We start from the raw sequence: 17,669 nt of genomic DNA, 5'->3' as shown, positions 1-17,669 counted from the left end.
GATTCGATTCTTGGGCGGAAGTTCTGTAAGGTTGTCTTGCCGCGGTGCTGAAACAACAACCGCGGTGATCTTCTTTTGAAGTTCGGCAGATTACCCGAGCGGCCAAAGGGGGCTGACTGTAAATCAGCTGGCAACGCCTACGGGGGTTCGAATCCCTCATCTGCCACCCATGTGGTGAGTCGAGACATCCTTTACGGATGAGTCGAGTCACCGTTGACACCCCGGTCTTCGGACCGGGGTGTTTTTCTTTGTCTGGGTTGGTAGTCCCGAGTGGGGTCGATGGTGAGTTCCCGGATGATCTCTCCGGTGGCTGTGTCCGGCATGGCCGTCGCCGCGGCCAACGGGCGTAAGGCAGGACGGCGGGAGGTCACGGCGGAAAGTAATGCTGTGAAGCGCGCCCACGAGCTCAGGGCGCTAGGGCTGAAGCCCGCCGACATCGGAAAGATGATCGGGTCCAGCCGGGCAACGGTGTACCGCTACCTGAGCATGGGAAGCGGCGAACTGGCCTGACGGGCGCCGAAAGCAACGCCACGTACGACCGAAATCGACGCTGGCCCACGATCCTGTTTATACAGGACGCTTCATGGACCGGCTTATGGGCACAAGCGGCGTTTCCGATTCGTTGATGTAGCGCCGCGGCACGCGGGGGCTGATGCGGGTCACGATCTCGTAGTTGTTGGTGCCCGCGGCCCGTGCCCAGTCATCTGCGGTGGGTCCGCCGTCGGCACCGTTTCCGAACAGTTCAGCCTCGGCACCCAGCAGGCTCTTCCCGGCGGCGGAAACTTCCCGACCGCCGAGATCGATGACCATCTGGTCCATGGCGATCCTGCCCGCCACAGGGTAGGTCACACCGTCTACACGTACGGGACCACCCGTGGCCACGCGCGGCACGCCGTCGGCATAGCCCAACGGGATAAGCCCCAGCGTGCTTGCGCCAACGGTCCGGTAATTCAGTCCGTACGAGACTCCCTGGCCCGCCGGCACGTCCTTGCAATGGGATACAACAGTGCGCAGAGTCATGGCCGGACGCAGCCCCAGTTCGGCGGACGTCTGTCCTTCGAACGGCGACATCCCGTAGATACCCAGACCCACCCGGACCAGATCGAAGTGGGTGTCCGGCCGGGAAAGCGCTGCCGGAGTATTGGCCAGGTGCCTGACGTCCGGAACTACGCCGGCATCCTCGGCAATGGTCAGGACCTCGCGAAAGGCGGTGAGTTGTTCATCGGTTTCCGGCCGGTGGGGTTCGTCGGCGACGGCCAAATGGGAAAAGATTCCCACCACCCGTAGCAGCCCTTCATTCTGGTATTTCTGGGCTTCGCCCACCAGTTGGTCCCAGGCATCGATGGTGGCGCCGTTTCGGCCCAGGCCGGTGTCCGCCTTCAGGTGGACCCGTGCCGGGCGGTCCTGCTCCCTGGCGGCCGCGACGATCCGGTCCAGCTCCCATCCTGAACAGCCGATGTCGACGCCGGCAGCAACTGCCGCGCCGAAGTCACTTTCCGGGGTGTGTAGCCAGGCAAGGAGGGGCGCGTCAATTCCCGCCGCCCTCAGCGTGAGTGCCTCGGCGATGTGCGCGACGCCGAGCCAGCGGGCCCCGGCCTCAAGTGCGGCCCGCGCTACGGGAACTGCGCCGTGGCCGTAGGCGTCAGCCTTGACCACGGCCATGACCCGCGCCGGTGCAGCGGCCGCAGCCACTCTCCGCACATTGTGGCGGATGGCCTCGAGATCAATCACGGCGGAACGTTCATAGGCAGGGCCCGGTGCCGGGTCTCGTGGCCGCCGGAAGTCGCCTGTTGTTGCTGGGTAAGTCATCCTATGCTCCGTTGGGTGTTCGTTCTGTGTCGCAGCGGTTGGGGTGCTCCGCAGACCCGCCGCGAGGTGCTTGATCGTGTCCGGCAGGACGGTGATGAGTTGTTTCTCCGGCGTCGCGGAGGGCAGCAGCAGGTGGGTTTCATTGTCGGGGCAGTCGTAACTTCGGTCTATTTCACGGTCAGTTTGTTCACGGTGTCCGTTTCGGAGTCCGCCATGGCCTTCCACTCGGCCACGCGGGCCTGGTGCACCGGGGAGCGGCGGACGACGGTGTAGGCAACGCCGAGGACCGCAAACCAGGCCGGGGTGACAAGCAGCGCCGTGAGCGTGTCCGGCTGCGTAGTCAGCGCCCAGACCAGGAACGCGAAGAACGCGAAGACCACCCACACCATCGGGATGCCGCCGGGCATTTTGAACGGCGACGCCGCGTGCAGCTCCGGGCGGCGCTTCCGGAAGACCAGGTAGCTGGCCAGGATGATGGACCAGACGAACATGAAGCAGACGGCGGAGACGGTGGTGACCATGTCGAAAGCCACGCCCACGTCCTTGCCCGCGTAGAGCAGGGCGACGCCGGCCAGGAGCAGGACGCAGGAGAGGAACAGGGCGTTCTGCGGGACCTTGCGGCGGGAGAGCCGGCCGAAGAGCTTGGGGGCGTCGCCGTCGTTGGCCAGGCCGAACACCATGCGCGAGGTGGAATAGATGCCCGAGTTGGCCGAGGACATGGCCGAGGTGAGCACCACGAGGTTCACCACGGTGGCGGCAATGCCCAGTCCGGCGAGGGAGAACATGGCGATGAACGGGCTGTGGCCGGCCTTGAACTCCGTCCACGGGATGACGGACATGAGGATGATCAGGGCGCCCACGTAGAAGAGCATGACGCGCAGCGGGATGGCGTTGATGGCGCGGGGCAGGTTGTGCTCCGGGTTCTTGGTCTCGGCCGCGGCGGTGCCCACGAGTTCGATGCCCACGAACGCGAAGACGGCGATCTGGAAGCCGGCCACGAAGCCCATGAATTCCTTGGGGAAGAAGCCGCCATGGCTCCACAGGTTGGTGAAGCCGGCAGTCCCGGGGCCGGACTTGAATCCGGTGAAGATCATCACCAGGCCCACCACGATCAGCGTCACGATCGCCACGATCTTGATGAGGGCGAACCAGAATTCCGTCTCGCCGAACGCCTTGACGCTGGGGAGGTTGAGCAGGAGCAGGATGATGATGGTGGCAATGCCCGGGACCCAGAGCTCGATGCCCGGCCAGAGCTGTTCGGCGTAGCCGGCGATCGCGATCACATCGGCCACGCCGGTGACCACCCAGCAGAACCAGTAGGTCCAGCCCGTGAAGAAGCCGGCCCACGGGCCCAGGAGGTCGCCGGCGAAGTCGCTGAAGGACTTGTAGTTCAGGTTGGACAGCAGCAGCTGGCCCATGGCGCGCATGACGAAGAACAGCATGAAGCCGATGATCATGTAGACGAAGATGACGGACGGCCCGGCCACCGAGATGGTCTTGCCGGAGCCCATGAAGAGGCCTGTGCCGATGGCGCCGCCGATAGCCAGGAGCTGGATGTGCCGGTTGCTCAGCGAGCGGGCAAGGTGGGGTGGTGATGAGGGGTGTGGATTTGCTCTGGCAGCTGTGTGGGTTGAACTATGTTCTGTCATGTGGACTCTTCCTCGTGTGCGGCGTAGGGCTCAAAATAGGCGCGACAAACACCGGCGCCGACGCATACGGCGGCACGGTCAGGCTTGGATTGACTCTTGACCCGGTTGGATTCGGGAGTTCCGTCGGGGTATTTCTTCAGTCCGATTCATTCGGTTCGGAGCTGGGATTCAGGGTGGCCGGCCTCCTTGCCGGAGCCACAGTGACGAGTGTGATCAAGCTCATCCAAAATGTCAAATAGGGATACTCAGCCGTTCGGTGAAGAAAAAGATGGCTCATTTCCATGTATTTTTTCGTGCAGGGCGGGCGAAAGCTTGGAGCTGTGGGCGAGGAGAACTCCGTTGGGGTCTTCCAGCGACAGCCCGCGGCCGAACTGAGGGCAACCTGTTCCACAGCTGTTCCACGTCCAGCTGTTGCATGCTGCAAGACTACGTCCCGAAGGGCCTGCCGACGAACGGACAGCAGGCGACACCTGACGCCCTGCGACTCGACAAACGTCGAAGGATGATTGCGAGAATCCGCGGAAACACGCGGTTCCGGCCGCTGGTCCGGGGACCGTTCCTGTCGCCTGCCTCACAGGCGGACCTATTCTGGATGGAGCCCCAAAAATGATCATCGGTGTCCCCAAAGAGATCAAGAACAACGAATTCCGCGTTGCCATCACGGCCGCCGGCGTTCACGAGTTCCGCACCCACGGCCACACGGTCCTGGTCGAGCGCGGCGCAGGCCTGGGCTCCGGCATCACTGACGAGGAATACGTCATTGCCGGCGCCGAGATCGTCGCCGATCCGGACGACGTCTGGGCCCGCGCTGACATGGTCATGAAGGTCAAGGAGCCGGTCGAGGCCGAGTACCACCGCTTCCGCAAGGGCCTGATCCTCTTCACCTACCTGCACCTGGCCGCCGAGCCCGAACTGACCCAGGAACTCATCAACAGCGGCGTCACCGCCATCGCCTACGAGACCGTGCAGGAAGGCCGCACCCTGCCCCTGCTCGCGCCGATGTCCGAGGTCGCCGGCCGGCTGTCCGTCCAGGTCGGCGCCACGTCCCTGATGGCCCCCGCCGGCGGCAAGGGCGTCCTGCTGGGCGGCGTACCGGGCGTCCGCCCGGCCAAGGTCGTAGTGCTCGGCGCCGGCGTCGCAGGCACCAACGCCGCAGCGATGGCAATCGGCCTCGGCGCCGACGTCACCATCCTGGACATCAACATCAACCGCCTGCGCGAACTCGACGCCCAGTACCAGGGCCGACTGAAGACCGTCGCCTCCAACAGGTACGAGATCGAGAAGTCCGTGGTGGACGCGGACCTGGTGATCGGCTCCGTGCTCATCCCGGGCGCCAAGGCCCCCAAGCTGGTCACCAACGAGCTCGTCTCGCGCATGAAGCCCGGCTCGGTCCTGGTCGACATCGCCGTGGACCAGGGCGGCTGCTTCGAGGACACGCACCCCACCACGCACCAGGAACCGACCTACAAGGTCCACAACACCATCTTCTACTGCGTCGCCAACATGCCCGGCGCCGTCCCGAACACCTCCACCTACGCACTGACCAACGTCACCCTCCGCTACGGAGTGGCTCTGGCCAACCTGGGCGTCAATGCCGCCTTCGACCGGGACCCTGCACTGGCCGCCGGCCTGAACATCGCCGCCGGCCACGTGGCACACCGCTCCGTCTCCGAGGCGCACAACCTGCCCCTCGTGAACGACTGGCACAACCTGGTCTCGGCCTAAGCCAACGCGCTTGTTCAGGGCGTTAGCTGAACGCAGTGCGGCGGGTCCCCGGTTTCCACGCGAAGCCGGGGACCCGCCGTCGTACTTTCAGCTGCCCCCTGATGCATAAATGCTGCGGTCCCGCTCGTTTTCGTTGTCAGGTTCGCTTGATGGCTGGCAATACGGGTGCCGGGCCGGCAATGCACGGCCGGAGCCGGTGCTGGCGGACCACCGGGCGGCAGAGGCCCCTGTTCCAGCTGATGCGCTGGCCCGGCCCAGCTTGAGGGACGTTTTTGAGTCAGCAGCGCCAGTCATCTGGCACCACTTACATGGCTGGGGGAACGTTCGCCCTGCAACAAAAACACAACTGGCGGGGTCGTAACCCACCGCGGATCCGTCGCTGGCTTGAGGTATCCCGCAATCTGACTGACACCCTGCAAATACCCTTGAGAAGGAATTCCGTGACAAGGAAGCTACATCTTCAGCACGACTGGTTGCCCGTAGTGGGTGAAACCGTCGAAATCCGACGCGGGGAAGGGACCGTGCGAACAGGCGTGGTCGACGCAGTGACGACCGACGGCAGAATCCTCTGGATATCTGCCGATGGAGCAGAACGACGCGCCATGTTCGAACGTGCTCAAGGTCTTACGGTGTGGATTGAATACAAATGGGAATCAGCGCCATCTCGCTAGTGTCGGAGCTTCATGCGCATACCGCCCGTACGCCACCTCTTCGGCAGCCGTTAAATATTCACCAGCCATGCTCTCTCAACGATCGACGCTAGCAATCGTTGCGATCGGTTTGATCCTTAGCGCTACTTTTCCGCGCAGTGGTCCGCGACCCTCAAATACAAGCACCGGGAAACCGTGGAGGTCGTCTGAACTCTCGCCATGTCGTGCTCGAGGAAAGAGACACCCTCTCCCGTCGAGAGAGGGTCATTCCCATCCCCATGCCCAGGTAGCGCTGGCTTACTTCGCTGACCCCCGGCGTTTTGCAGGTTGGTGCGGTTCCACCCGTTGGGGATGTGTTGCGAAAGTGGACCCGAGGTCAGGAGCTCGCCACGACGGCGACTCCGACCCGGCCACCGTCGACGTCAATGATCGATCCGTGGACAAATTCAGCATCGTCCGAGGCAAGGAACAGAACGGCTGCTGCGATCGCGTCCGGATGTCCGGCACGCCCTGCAGGTGTGCCGATCATGAGCGCTTCACCGGGATACTCTTCATCGGGATTGAGGTCCGGAGTGCGGATTACCCCAGGGGCTACTGCATTGACCCGGATGTTACTTGAGGCAAATTCAGATGCCCATGCCCGGGTCAGTGTCTCCAGTGCACCCTTGGTGGAGCTGTAAAGGGCTCCAAAGGGCAGGCCCATCCGCGCAACCCAGCTCCCGAGATTGATGATGGTTCCGCCGCCCGCTGCTTCCATGACCGGAGCTAGCGACTGTGTAAGGAAGAACGGGGCTTTGACATTGACCCCGTAAACACGGTCGAACGTCTCGTCGTCGGCAGTTAGCGTGGTTGCCGCGGGGAAAATGCCGGCATTATTGACGAGAATATCGACGCGGCCACCCAATAGCGCGAGGGACTCTTCGGCTAGTTGCTTGCTCGCCCTGGGGCTACCGTCGAGGTCAGCTCGCACGAAATCAGCACGTCCCCCCTTGCCTCGGATGTCATTAACCACTGCTTCGCCGCGCGTCTGGTCGCGGCCCGAAACGATGACGTGTGCTCCCTCGGCTGCGAGGCGGTAGGCGACGGAGCGGCCGATGTTGCTGGTCGATCCTGTGATCAGTGCTGTCTTATTTTTCAATTTCTGGTCCATACGGCAACTCTAAGAAACCATTTTTGGACCAGCAAGTCCAATTTGTAGGTACGATGCATGCATGACATTTACGGCCAAGGGGCTCGCGACGAGAAATCGGATTATTGAGGGAGCAGCCACACACCTACGAAGCGATGAGCCAGGCACCGTCACCCTCGACGATGTTCGGGCATGGACGGGCACGAGCAAGAGTCAGCTATTTCATTACTTCCCGGGAGGGAAGGAAGAGCTGCTGCTCGAGGTGGCTCGCTATGAGGCGGACCGGGTGCTGGAGGATCAGCAACCCCATCTGGCGGCGCTCGACTCGTGGGCCTCGTGGGATAGGTGGCAGGGGGCTGTTATTGCCCGCTACCGCGCGCAAGGGGCCCGTTGCCCTCTGGCCTCCCTTATGAGCCAAGTCGATTCGGTTGCAGGTGCATCTCAGGTGGCTACGTCTCTTCTGAACCGATGGCAGGAGTATGTAAGGCAAGGCATCACCACCATGCAGGCCCAAGGCGACATTGACCCGGAGCTAAACGCACAACGCACGGCCGCAGCCTTCATCGCCGGCATTCAGGGGGGAGTGACGGTTCTCCGCTCGACCGGCGATACAGCTCACCTCGAAGCAATTTTTGATCTTCTCACCTCATACCTGCGGGCACCTGAACACAAGAGAGCGGCATAAAACGCACGCAGGAAGACTGCAGGTGCCGAACGATGCCCAATGCACAGATGCTGACCACTGAGTGCTTCCTCATAGAACGCCAGACGCGCCGAAGTTCGTGCCATGTTTCGCTGCTCAAGGACAAACCAGTAGGAGATGAGAAAACCCGCCTGGGCAGCTCCAGAAGAAAGTCGAAAGCTCTCGAAGGTCCCCACGACCTCCAACAACAGCTTGGCTACAGAAGGTGTGCGGGGCTGTCATCGGTCCCGTGAAACGGCCCACGGAAATCGTGGCAGGACTACCCATCCGTGGCGAGCTACGGATCGTTGGCCGCAGTTTCGCCGCTGAAGTCAGCAGACAGCCGGGCCCTCGCTCGCTGGATCCGGCCCGCCATCGGCGCGCACCCCTGGCCTTCGACCATCAAAGGGACCGCCCTCGATCGGTTCAACCGCGACGCTTCACCGGTTGAACTCACGCTCGTTGAACCCCTCGTGGTGGAAGTCCCAGCCGATGCGGCATGGTCGGGTCAGTCTTTCCGGCATGCGCTGCGCTTCCGCAGGGTCCGTCCCGAACTGGACCCAGCCAACGTCGAAGTCCCAGTGAGACTGCCCATCCCAGAGAGTGGGCCGAGATGAAGGGCGTTAGCTCCCCGCCCCCTCAACCCTGCGTCATGTCGGGGCCTAGCTGCGGGAGATAGCGCAGCGTCGCGACGGAAGTCCGGTCGCGGTGCATGAGCTGTTGTTTCAGACCCGGCGGTGTTGGGCCGAGACATCCTGTGCCGTTGTGCTAGTTTCATTTGCGGACTGTGGCAGACAAGCTCGAGAGGTTGAGCGCGTCATATGCAGGCGTGCCGGGCTCCGCGCTGTACGCGATGAGGGTGAGTCCTTCGTCCGCGGGGAGCTGCATCGCCTGGAAGGTGAGCTCAAAGTCCCCGACAACGGGGTGGTGGAAGGATTTCACTCCGGTGCGGTCCAGTCGGACGTTCTGCGCCGCCCACATGATCCGGAAGTCCTCGCTCTTGGTGGAAGCTCACCGATGAGATCCGAGAGGTCGGGATCGGTGGAACGACGCAGCCAAAAAGGTGTGGCGGTCCACCACTAGGAGTGAACCGCCACCTTTCTACGGATGGATTATGCGATCAACAACCGCTTGCCCAGCAGCCGACGGACATCCGGAGCGTAAATGGCTTCAAGCTCTCCCGCGCTGTAACCCCCTGACAAGTGCCTGGCCGACCTCGCGCCAGAAGCCCTTCCAGGCCGGTTCCCGTTCCAGTTCCGGCGCAGCGCCTGCCTCCCGCGTGGGACCGGTCCTCGCCGCCTGGGCTGCCAGCCAGTCTCCAAAGTGCGTAATGTCCTCACCCCGGGACGCCGCGACCGCATCGCATGCGAAGCCCACTGCCCTCGAACCGTCGCTCAGCAGCACAGAGCCCAACAGCATGGGTTCGGGCAGCTCCGCGAGGAAGGAACCCAGAGCCGCCTCGGAGAGCAGCCATCGCTCAGCCGCGAGTTCGGCGCCGTCGTCGGAACGGACCACGCCGGGCTTGGGCGGCTGGGTGTCCAGCGAGACCATCCGGTACCGGGGCGCCGTCCTGACCGGACCGTCCCAGAAGGCGCCGCGCCGTTCCAGTTCTGCGACCAACGGCTGGCCCTTCCGGTGGGCGCCCACCACCACCAAGGGCACGACGGCGGCCCCCGCCGCTACGGGCCACGGCACCCGCGGCGAGGAGACACATGCCGGCGCGGCGCCAGCCGCGAAAAGCTCTGGCCTCGCCGGGGTGTACTCGATGCGCCGCGCGATGTCGGCAACGACGGCGTCGTCGAATGTCCGGCCGACCACCGTCAGGCCGAACTGCGACACCCACAGCGCCCCGCCGTCATCGGTTCCGCTGCTGTCCTCCACAATGCCGGCCGGAACCGATACCGCGCACAGATCGAACAGGTTACAGAAGTTCGTGTACGTGCCCATGCGGGAATTCACGCCTACCAGGTCCGCCGCCACCTCCGCCAGCGTCGGATGGAACGGCGCCGTCGGCACGATCAGGGCGTCGAAGCCCTCAAGCCGGGACATCGCCTCGCGCTTCAGCTCCTCCAGCGCCGCGGTGTCCGCCACATACTGGTGGGCAGGCAGGTGGCCGGCCGCACTTACGATGCCCGCCACCGTCGGGTCCAGCCCGACGGTAGGGCCGCCGGGCAATCCGCTGCCCAAGGCCGCGGTGCCGGAAAGCGCCCCGTCGATGAAACTCCCGACGGCGGCATAGCGCTCGGCGACCAGCGCACCGTCATAAAGCAGCCGTGCCGCCCGCAGAAAGACATCCAGTTCGATCGGCTCGGCATCCACGCCGGTAGCGCGCAGACGCTCGATCTGGACCCAGAACTCCGCAGCCCAGGCGGGATCCAAGGCCGGGAGCGTTGCCGGGAAGGCGATACGCGGCCTCGAGGGCGCGGCCAATCGGATGTCCGTGGGCCAAGTCCTGCCCTGCCCGGCCAAGACACCCATCGCGAGTTCGGCGGTGTCCAGGTCCCGGGCGAAGATGGTGGCCGTGTCCCAGGATCGGCACGCCGGAAGCACACCGGCGGTGGAAACCACGTTTAGCGTCGGTTTGATGCCAACAATGCCCTGCAAACCGGCCGGAACGCGCCCGGACCCGGCGGTGTCCGTACCGATGGCGATGTCCACGAGTCCCAACGCCACTGCAACGGCAGAGCCGGAGCTGGACCCCCCGGAAATCCGGCCCGGCTGGCGTGAGTCCCGGACCGGACCGTAGGGACTCCGCGTGCCCACCAGACCCGTGGCGAACTGGTCAAGGTTCGTCGCTCCGAGCACCAGGGCGCCCGCATTGCGCAGCCGTCCCACGGCTACCGCGTCTTCCGCCGGGTCATAACCGAACCCGGGGCACGCCGCCGTCGTCGTGATACCGGCGACGTCCACGTTGTTCTTGACCGCAAGCAGGAGCCCGGCCAGCGGCAGCTCGGCGCCGGATGCCACCGCGGCGTCGATACGGGCCGCCTCGGCCAGCAACTCTTCCTCTCCGCGGATTTCAATCCAGATCTCGGGCCGATCCACGGCGTCAATGGCGGCCAGCGCGTCCCTTATGCGTTTGGCGGCGGTGGCTTTACCTGTCGATGTCCCCTGAGTGGTCATGCGGCTGCCTCTTCCAATTCACGTTCGCTCGGTTCGTCCGCGCCGACGAGCACCACAACGCCTTCACCGGACACCACTTGGGAACCGGCGGTCGGCAGCACCTGGTGCACCACGCCGTCGCACGGAGCTGACAGGACGGTTTCCATCTTCATAGCCTCAAGGGAAACCAGCGGCTGTCCCTGCATCACGCGGTCTCCAGGCGCGACGTCCACCTTCCAAACGCTGGCGGCGAAAGGTGCAGAAACGAGTGTTCCGCCCTCGGGCACCACCACTTCGCCGGGATGGGGAACGGCGACGGCGGCTGCGACTTCCGCACGGTCAAACTCGCCGGCATCCGCCCACGCCTGGCGCTCCACCGCGAACGCCGCCGCCTGCCGCTTCCTGAAGACACCGATCGATTCGCGGTTCTGCTCCAGGAACGCTTCGTGTTCGGCAAGGGAGAAGGTGCCGTCCTCGATCTCGACACCCCGTCCACGGCCAGCGGCCATGTCGGCGCGGAGGTCCAGGAGCTCTTCGGGGCTGACGGGGTACCAGGAGATGCGGTCGAAGAAACGCAGCAACCAGGGCGACCCGGGTTCGAAGGGTGCAGAGTCGGCGTAACGCGACCACACCTGGGTGGTGCGGCCAACAAACTGGTAGCCGCCGGGGCCTTCCATGCCATAGATGCACATGTAGGCCCCGCCGATGCCTACCGCGTTCTCCGGCGTCCACGTCCTGGCTGGGTTGTACTTGGTGGTGACCAGCCTGTGCCGCGGGTCAAGCGGCGTGGCCACGGGAGCGCCAAGGTACACATCGCCAAGGCCCAGGACCAGGTACTCGGCGTTGAATACGGTGTCGAAGACGTCATTCACCGAATCCAGTCCGTTGATGCGGCGAATGAACTCGATATTCCAAGGGCACCACGGAGCGTCGTCCCGGACGCCGGTCATGTAGCGTTCGATCGCCTCGCGCGTGGCGGGGTCGTCCCATGACAGCGGCAGCCGGACAGTGCGGCTCGGCACCACGAGCTCGGAACTCGCGGGCAGCGCGGCCTCGATCTCCTGGATGCGGCCCAGCAGCAGCCGGGTGGACAGAATCGACGGGTCCACCTTGATCTGCAGTGAGCGGATCCCGGGCGTAAGGTCCACCACACCTGGGATACGGAGCTGCTCGATGCGCTGGTGCAGGGCATGGACCCGCGCACGGAGGCCGAGGTCCAGCACCATTGCGCCAAATTCCACCAGAAGGTTGTCGTCTCCGGAGCGGCGGTAAGTGACTGCGGGCCGTCCCTCGCTTTCGGGTACGCGGCCCAGCACTCCGTCGTCGCCGTCGCCCTTTGGCGTCCCGGCGTGCCCGACGGCAGCCAGACCGCCTGTGCGGATGCCGGCACCATCGGGCAGGATCAACTGCCGTCCCGGTCCAAGGTCCTTCGCCGACGGAGCCTGGGCGTCCGTCACCGGCACGAAGCGGACTCTATCGCCCGGACGCAGCTGGCCGAGCTTCCAGCGTTCTCCGGTCACCACCGTGACCGGACAGACGAAGCCGCCGAGGCTCGGGCCGTCAGGGCCGAGAAGGATGGGAGTGTCGCCGGTGAAGTCCAGGGCGCCCACGGAGTAGGGAGTGTCGTGGATGTTGGAGGGGTGAAGGCCTGCCTCGCCACCGTCGGTACGTGCCCAGCGCGGCTTGGGGCCAATCAGCCGGACGCCCGTGCGTGCCGAGTTGAAATGCACCTCATAGTCCGTGGCGAAGAGTTCGTCGACGTCCTCGCGCCGGAAGAATTCCGGGGCGCCGTGCGGACCTTCGACCACCCTCAGTTCCCAGCGGGACGTAAGGGCCGGGCGGCTCTCGGCAAGAACCGGATGCAAAGGGGCATCCGCCGGTAGCTCGTTAGCGGTGCGCAGCACGTCACCGGCGCGGAGCAGCCGGCCGCCGTGGCCGCCGAACTGCCCGAGCGCGAAGGTGGACGCGCTGCCAAGGTAATGCGGGACGTCGAGTCCGCCCTGGAACAGGACATAGCCGCGCAAGCCGGCCCCGTCGGCGGAGCCAATGTCCAGCAGGCCGCCAGCGGGGACCGCAATGGGTTCCCAAGCGGCCACCGCGGAGCCGTTGACCAGTAGCTCCACGTCGGCTCCGGTCACGCACACGGTGGTGTCGTGGGTGAACCGCAGAGCGGGCCCGGCCATGGTGAATTCAAGGCCCGGCGCACCCTCAGTGTTGCCCAGGGCCTTATTCCCCAGCCGGAAGGAGAGATCGTCCATCGGACCGCTGGGCGGCACCCCCACCTTCCAGAGTCCAGTTCTGCCCGGCCAGTCCTGCACACTCGTCTGGAGGCCGGGGCGTTCCACAGTGATCCGGGGCTCGGGATCACCCACGGTGTCCAGGGTTCCTGTGGAATGGTTCGCAGCCCGAACCGCGTCCAGCCCGGTCACTGCGCGCAACATGCCCAGGTTGGTCTCGATGCCGTCGATGCGGGTCTGAGCGAGAGCATCGGAGAGGGCGTCAAGTGCCGCATCCCGGTTGTCACCGAAGGTGATGAGTTTGCCCAGTAGGGGGTCGTAGTTGGTGGACACCTCGCTGCCGGTCTCTACCCACGCGTCCACGCGTACTGCGGGACGAGAATGGTCGGCCCCTCCCTCTTTCCCCTGCGGGTACTGCTTGTCCTGCGGGTACTGTGCGTTGGTGACGGTTCCAGCGCTGGGCTGGAAGTTGCGGGCAGGGTCCTCGGCGTAAATGCGGGCTTCAACCGCATGGCCAGTCACCGGAACGCTATCGGGGACACCCGCGAGGACGGGCCGTGATTGGGCCACGTTGAGCATCCACTCCACCAGGTCGACGCCGGTGATCGCCTCGGTAACTGGGTGCTCCACCTGGAGCCGCGCGTTGACCTCGAGGAAGGAGGCTTCCTGCCGGACGGGATCGTAGACGAACTCCACGGTCCCCGCCGAGCGGTAGCCCACCGAGGCGCACAGGGCGCGGGAGCTGCGGTGGAGCTCTTCCCGGAGCGCTGCCGGCAGGTCCGGTGCGGGGGCTTCTTCCAATACCTTCTGATGCCGACGCTGCAGGGAGCAGTCGCGGTCGCCGAGGCTTACGACTCGGCCTTCGCCGTCGCCGAAGATCTGCACCTCCACGTGGCGGGCGTGTTCGATGTAGCGTTCGGCAAACACTCCCGCGGTGCCGAAACTGGAGCTGGCGAGCCGGGCCACCCGAGCGTGGCTTTCCGTCAGTTCTGCTTCGTTCCGGCACACGGCCATGCCGATGCCGCCGCCGCCGCCGGTAGCCTTCAGCATCAGCGGGAATCCGATCTCCGCGGCGGCTCCGATGGCGGCGTCAAGGTCTTCAAGCAGGCCAGAACCGGCGATCATGGGCACGCCCGCTCGTTGGGCGGCGTCACGGGCGGTGTGCTTGGTCCCGAAGATCCGCAGCTGCTCGGGGGTCGGGCCTACGAACACCAGGCCCGCGGCTTCCACGGCCTCGGCGAACCCGGCATCTTCGGAGAGGAAGCCGTAGCCGGGGTGGACGGCTCCCGCACCAGTGGAGGCCGCTGCTGCCAGGATGGCGTCGACCCGGAGGTAGGACTCCTTGGCCGGTGCCGGTCCGAGCAGCACGGCTTCGTCTGCGAGGCGAACGTGCTTGGCGCCATGGTCCGCCTCGGAGAATACTGCCACGGTTCGCAGCCCGACTTTTCGCGCGGACTCGATGATTCGGCAGGCGATCTCGCCGCGGTTGGCGACCAGCAGGGTATCGAAACGGTTCACGGTCATGCCTCCGGTCGGGTGACGATCATGCGCACGGGCGTCGGGTTGAAGCCGTTGCAAGGGTTGTTGATCTGGGGGCAGTTTGAGACCAGGACCAGGGTGTCCGTTTCCGCGCGGAGGGCCACGCGCTTGCCGGGAGCGGACAGCCCATCCACGATGCCGAGGGCACCGTCGGGATCGACTGGGACGTTCATGAACCAGTTGATGTTAGAGACCATGTCCGGCTTCCCAAGGCCCCACTTGGACCCCTCGATCAGGAAGTTCTCCACGCAGGCATGCTGTTCATGGGTGTGCTGGCCGTAGCGAAGCGTGTTGGATTCCTGGGAGCACGCTCCACCGATGGTGTCGTGGACACCCACCTCGTCGGCCACCACGGTCATCAGGGCGTCGCCGTCGTCTGAGCGAAGGACGGACCCTGTGGTGAGAATGATGGACTGCTGGGCGGCAATGGTGACGGCGGCGGAGTAGCGAGTGGCGACGTCGGCGGCCGAGTAGAGGAGGCAATCCACGGCTTGGTTGCCTTCTAGGTCCACGATGGTCAGGACATCCCCGGCTGCGACCACGGCCGACCAGGGGCCGCGAGCTTCAACGTATTCGTCAAGGATGACGCGTCCGGAAACCAGCGCAGCGAACTTGGGATCGGGCTGGGACAGGGCATCTTGCCGGCTCTGGGCCTCCGACTGGGGAGCTGTGGCAATGGTGGCGTTCATGCGGAGGTCCTCGCTTTGTGGTCGTGTTCGGTGTTCTGCAGTGCCAAGAGGTGCTCGGGGCCGAGATCCAGCCCAAGTTCTCCAGCGGCGAGGGCCCGGAGGTCCTGCGGCGCATGCCAGGCGACGATGTCCACTGCACTGCCCGTGAAGGCCGGGCGAGGGTCGAGGGGATGGGCGGTGTTGGCAAGCACTAGCACCAGGTCCATGTGGAGCAGGAGTTCGACGGCGGTTCCCGCGCCGGCGCTGCCGTCGAACCGGATGCCGCCGTCGGCGTCCACGGCGATGCCTTTGAAGAAGGACACCGACGGCGGGAGGTCCCGCTGGCTGATCCCATGTTTCAGTGAGCCGAGAGTCAGCAGTTCGCGGCCGGCGGGTGAGGCGCTGTGGGCGCTGCCGGCACCGTACTTGGCCTCGTTGCCGGCCCGGTGTGTGGTGCCGGTGAGGACGTCGTGCCGCCCCGAGGAATCGGCGACGACCGTGGCCATCAGCCGGCCGGCGTCGGAAAGCAGCGAGTGGCCCTGCCCGAGGTATGCCTGCCACGGCACCTTGACGGTATCCGCGACGTTGATCCGCTCGTGGTGGGAGCCGCCGCGGAAGAGAACCGCGTGGACGCAAGCGTCGCCGTCGGTGTCGGTCAGCCGGATCCGCATCCCTCTCGCAAGTTCCATGTGCGTGTAGCGGCCGAAGGCCAGCGACTCGGTCCAAGTGGTGGCAGCCAGCGCTCGGGCGTCCAGCCCGGACGTCAGACGTTCTGGGGCCGATGCGGCGGGCACGTGGATCATGGTGTCGGCGGTCCGGCCGTGCTGCGAGCGTGCATGGGCGCGGGCGCCTGCTGTCGTCGCCGTTCCGGCGTGGGTTTCGAGGGTCTGGGTCATGTCGGTCATTTCTGTGTGGCGGTTTCGTTTGGTGCCGGCGTCAGTCGGCCGGCGTGAGGTCAGCGGTCTTCCGCTTCCGCACCCAGATACCTAGGAGCAGAACGGCCCCCACCATCAGCGGGGCGGAGAACAGCAGGAGTCCGTTTTCGCCGGTGGGGTCATAGACCTCGGGCCGGGGCCAGGCGAGGTTCACCACCATCAGGGCGCCGTAGAGGACTGCGAGGATGTTGACCGGAAGCCCCCAGCGTCCGAGCGAGAACAGTCCTTCGGGCATGGTCTTGCCGGCGCGGTCCCAGTCTCCGCGCAGCCGGTTGATCAGCAGCGGCACCGTGACCAGCAGGTAGGCGAGGTAGAGCATCACGATGCAGACGCTGCACAGCGTGGTGAACAGAGCAGCGTTGCCGATGTTGATGGCCAGAACGGCGATCGCGAGCAGGCCGACGATAACCGAAGGCCACAGCGGGGTGCCGCTGCGCGGACTGACGGCGGACAGTGCCCTCGCAGCGGGGAGCTGGCGGTCGCGGGCCATGGAGAAGACCAGGCGCGAGCCAGCAGTCTGGATGGCGAGGGTGCAGACGAAGATGGCGATCGCGACGTCGACCAGCAAGACCTTGCCCCAGAAGGTCCCGAGGACGGCGGTCAGCACGTAGGGCAGCCCCTGGCTGGCCAGGTTGCCGTCGTCAAGGCTCGGGGCGGCCATCAGGGCGCCGACGATCATGAGCCCGCCGCCGAGTCCGGAGATCAGCAGGGCGGAGATGATGGTGCGCGGCGTGGTGCGGCGCGGGTTTTTGGTCTCCTCGGACAGCTCGCCGGCGGAATCGAACCCGACCATCACGTACGCGGCCATCAGGCCAGAGACGAGGAACGCGCCCACCGGGCCGAGGTCCGAACCGCTGACAAGCTGCGTGTCCTGGACGACGTCGGGGCCGCGTTGCGCCACGGAAACGAGCGCCAGGATCACGGCGGCGACGCCGACCAGTTCGCAGGTGACGCCGATCGAGTTGATGTGCGACATGAGCTTTACGCCGACGGCGTTGATCGCCGTGGTGGCGACCAGCAGCACGGCGCCGAGGATGACGGCATTGCTCGCCCCGGTGACAGTATTCAACGCGGGGTCACCGCCGACGAGCTGGAACCCGTCCCAGAGCTGAGGGAGGACCACCTGCAGGGCGATGGCGGCCGCGGCGGCGGTGATCACCTGGGCGATGGACATGAACCAGCCGGCGAACCAGCCGACGGTTTCGCCGCCGACCCGCCGCGACCACTGGTAGACGGCCCCGGAAATCGGGTATCGCGCAGCCAGTTCGGCGAAGTTCAGCGCCACAAGAAGCTGGCCGACGAGGACGACGGGCCAGGTCCAGAAGAAGGCCGGCCCGGCAAAGGAGTAGCCGAAGCCGAACAGCTGGAAGATGGTGGTCAGGATGGAGACGAATGAAAAACCTGCGGCGAAGGAAGCGTAGCGGCCAAGTTTGCGATGCAGCGACGGCTGGTAGCCGAGAGATGTCAGGTCTGCATCGTCGGCGTGGGCGGACGCCGTCGAAATGGTGGAAGTCATCGGGTTTCTCCGTGTCTGGAACGGGGGA

The 17,669-nt window shown here is 65.3% G+C and carries 12 protein-coding genes and 1 tRNA gene; 4 read left to right on the top strand and 9 right to left on the bottom strand.

Annotation, left to right across the window (positions count from 1 at the left end; genetic code table 11):
* Window positions 1-84 precede the first annotated feature (84 nt).
* Together ASG92_RS06620 and ASG92_RS06615 are read left to right on the top strand one after the other, a co-directional pair.
* Window positions 85-166, top strand: a tRNA-Tyr gene (locus ASG92_RS06620).
* A 128-nt stretch (window positions 167-294) separates the two neighbouring features.
* Window positions 295-510: a hypothetical protein gene (locus ASG92_RS06615; RefSeq protein WP_056626202.1), complete on the top strand. Its 216-nt coding sequence runs from the start codon at window positions 295-297 to the stop codon at window positions 508-510.
* Between the two features lie 57 nt (window positions 511-567).
* Here ASG92_RS06615 and alr read toward each other — a convergent pair whose 3' ends face one another.
* Both alr and ASG92_RS06605 read right to left on the bottom strand, forming a co-directional pair.
* A complete protein-coding gene (gene alr / locus ASG92_RS06610) occupies window positions 568-1,809 on the bottom strand; it encodes an alanine racemase (protein WP_056626200.1) in 1,242 nt (413 codons plus the stop codon).
* Window positions 1,810-1,976: 167 nt separating this feature from the next.
* The gene (locus ASG92_RS06605; RefSeq protein ID WP_056626197.1) at window positions 1,977-3,458 is read right to left on the bottom strand and encodes an amino acid permease; all 1,482 of its coding nucleotides are present in this window, start codon (window positions 3,456-3,458) and stop codon (window positions 1,977-1,979) included.
* 606 nt (window positions 3,459-4,064) lie between these two features.
* Here ASG92_RS06605 and ald point away from each other — a divergent pair.
* Complete coding sequence (gene ald, locus ASG92_RS06600) at window positions 4,065-5,183, top strand: alanine dehydrogenase (protein ID WP_056626195.1); 1,119 nt, start codon at window positions 4,065-4,067, stop codon at window positions 5,181-5,183.
* A 1,026-nt stretch (window positions 5,184-6,209) separates the two neighbouring features.
* Here the strand turns inward: ald and ASG92_RS06595 are convergent.
* Window positions 6,210-6,983 (bottom strand): SDR family oxidoreductase, encoded by a 774-nt coding sequence (locus ASG92_RS06595; protein ID WP_056626191.1) that lies wholly within the window; start codon window positions 6,981-6,983, stop codon window positions 6,210-6,212.
* 61 nt (window positions 6,984-7,044) lie between these two features.
* Between ASG92_RS06595 and ASG92_RS06590 the strand changes: the two genes are divergently transcribed.
* On the top strand, window positions 7,045-7,647 hold the full coding sequence (locus ASG92_RS06590; protein ID WP_056626188.1) for a TetR/AcrR family transcriptional regulator: 603 nt from the start codon (window positions 7,045-7,047) through the stop codon (window positions 7,645-7,647).
* Window positions 7,648-8,418: 771 nt separating this feature from the next.
* On the opposite strand, the gene ASG92_RS06580 is transcribed toward ASG92_RS06590, so the two are convergent.
* The 6 genes from ASG92_RS06580 to ASG92_RS06555 all read right to left on the bottom strand — a co-directional run bounded on the left by ASG92_RS06580 (window position 8,419) and on the right by ASG92_RS06555 (window position 17,641).
* The gene (locus ASG92_RS06580; protein ID WP_056626183.1) at window positions 8,419-8,625 is read right to left on the bottom strand and encodes a hypothetical protein; all 207 of its coding nucleotides are present in this window, start codon (window positions 8,623-8,625) and stop codon (window positions 8,419-8,421) included.
* Window positions 8,626-8,814: 189 nt separating this feature from the next.
* Window positions 8,815-10,767, bottom strand: coding sequence for an allophanate hydrolase (gene atzF, locus ASG92_RS06575; RefSeq protein ID WP_056626179.1), 1,953 nt, complete (start codon window positions 10,765-10,767; stop codon window positions 8,815-8,817).
* Complete coding sequence (uca, locus tag ASG92_RS06570) at window positions 10,764-14,507, bottom strand: urea carboxylase (RefSeq protein ID WP_056626176.1); 3,744 nt, start codon at window positions 14,505-14,507, stop codon at window positions 10,764-10,766. Before uca ends, atzF begins: the two co-directional genes overlap by 4 nt.
* Window positions 14,504-15,211, bottom strand: coding sequence for an urea amidolyase associated protein UAAP2 (locus tag ASG92_RS06565; RefSeq protein WP_082579348.1), 708 nt, complete (start codon window positions 15,209-15,211; stop codon window positions 14,504-14,506). The genes uca and ASG92_RS06565 overlap by 4 nt, the downstream gene beginning before the upstream one ends.
* Window positions 15,208-16,086, bottom strand: a complete 879-nt coding sequence (locus ASG92_RS06560) for an urea amidolyase associated protein UAAP1 (RefSeq protein ID WP_056626367.1) — start codon at window positions 16,084-16,086, stop codon at window positions 15,208-15,210. Before ASG92_RS06560 ends, ASG92_RS06565 begins: the two co-directional genes overlap by 4 nt.
* 40 nt (window positions 16,087-16,126) lie before the next feature.
* Complete coding sequence (locus ASG92_RS06555) at window positions 16,127-17,641, bottom strand: amino acid permease (protein ID WP_056626174.1); 1,515 nt, start codon at window positions 17,639-17,641, stop codon at window positions 16,127-16,129.
* Window positions 17,642-17,669 lie beyond the last annotated feature (28 nt).

It is taken from the genome of Arthrobacter sp. Soil736, from assembly GCF_001428005.1.
Taxonomy (GTDB): domain Bacteria; phylum Actinomycetota; class Actinomycetes; order Actinomycetales; family Micrococcaceae; genus Arthrobacter.
The sequence above is the reverse complement of the archived record's forward strand: the minus strand, read 5'-3'. Positions and strand labels throughout refer to the sequence as shown.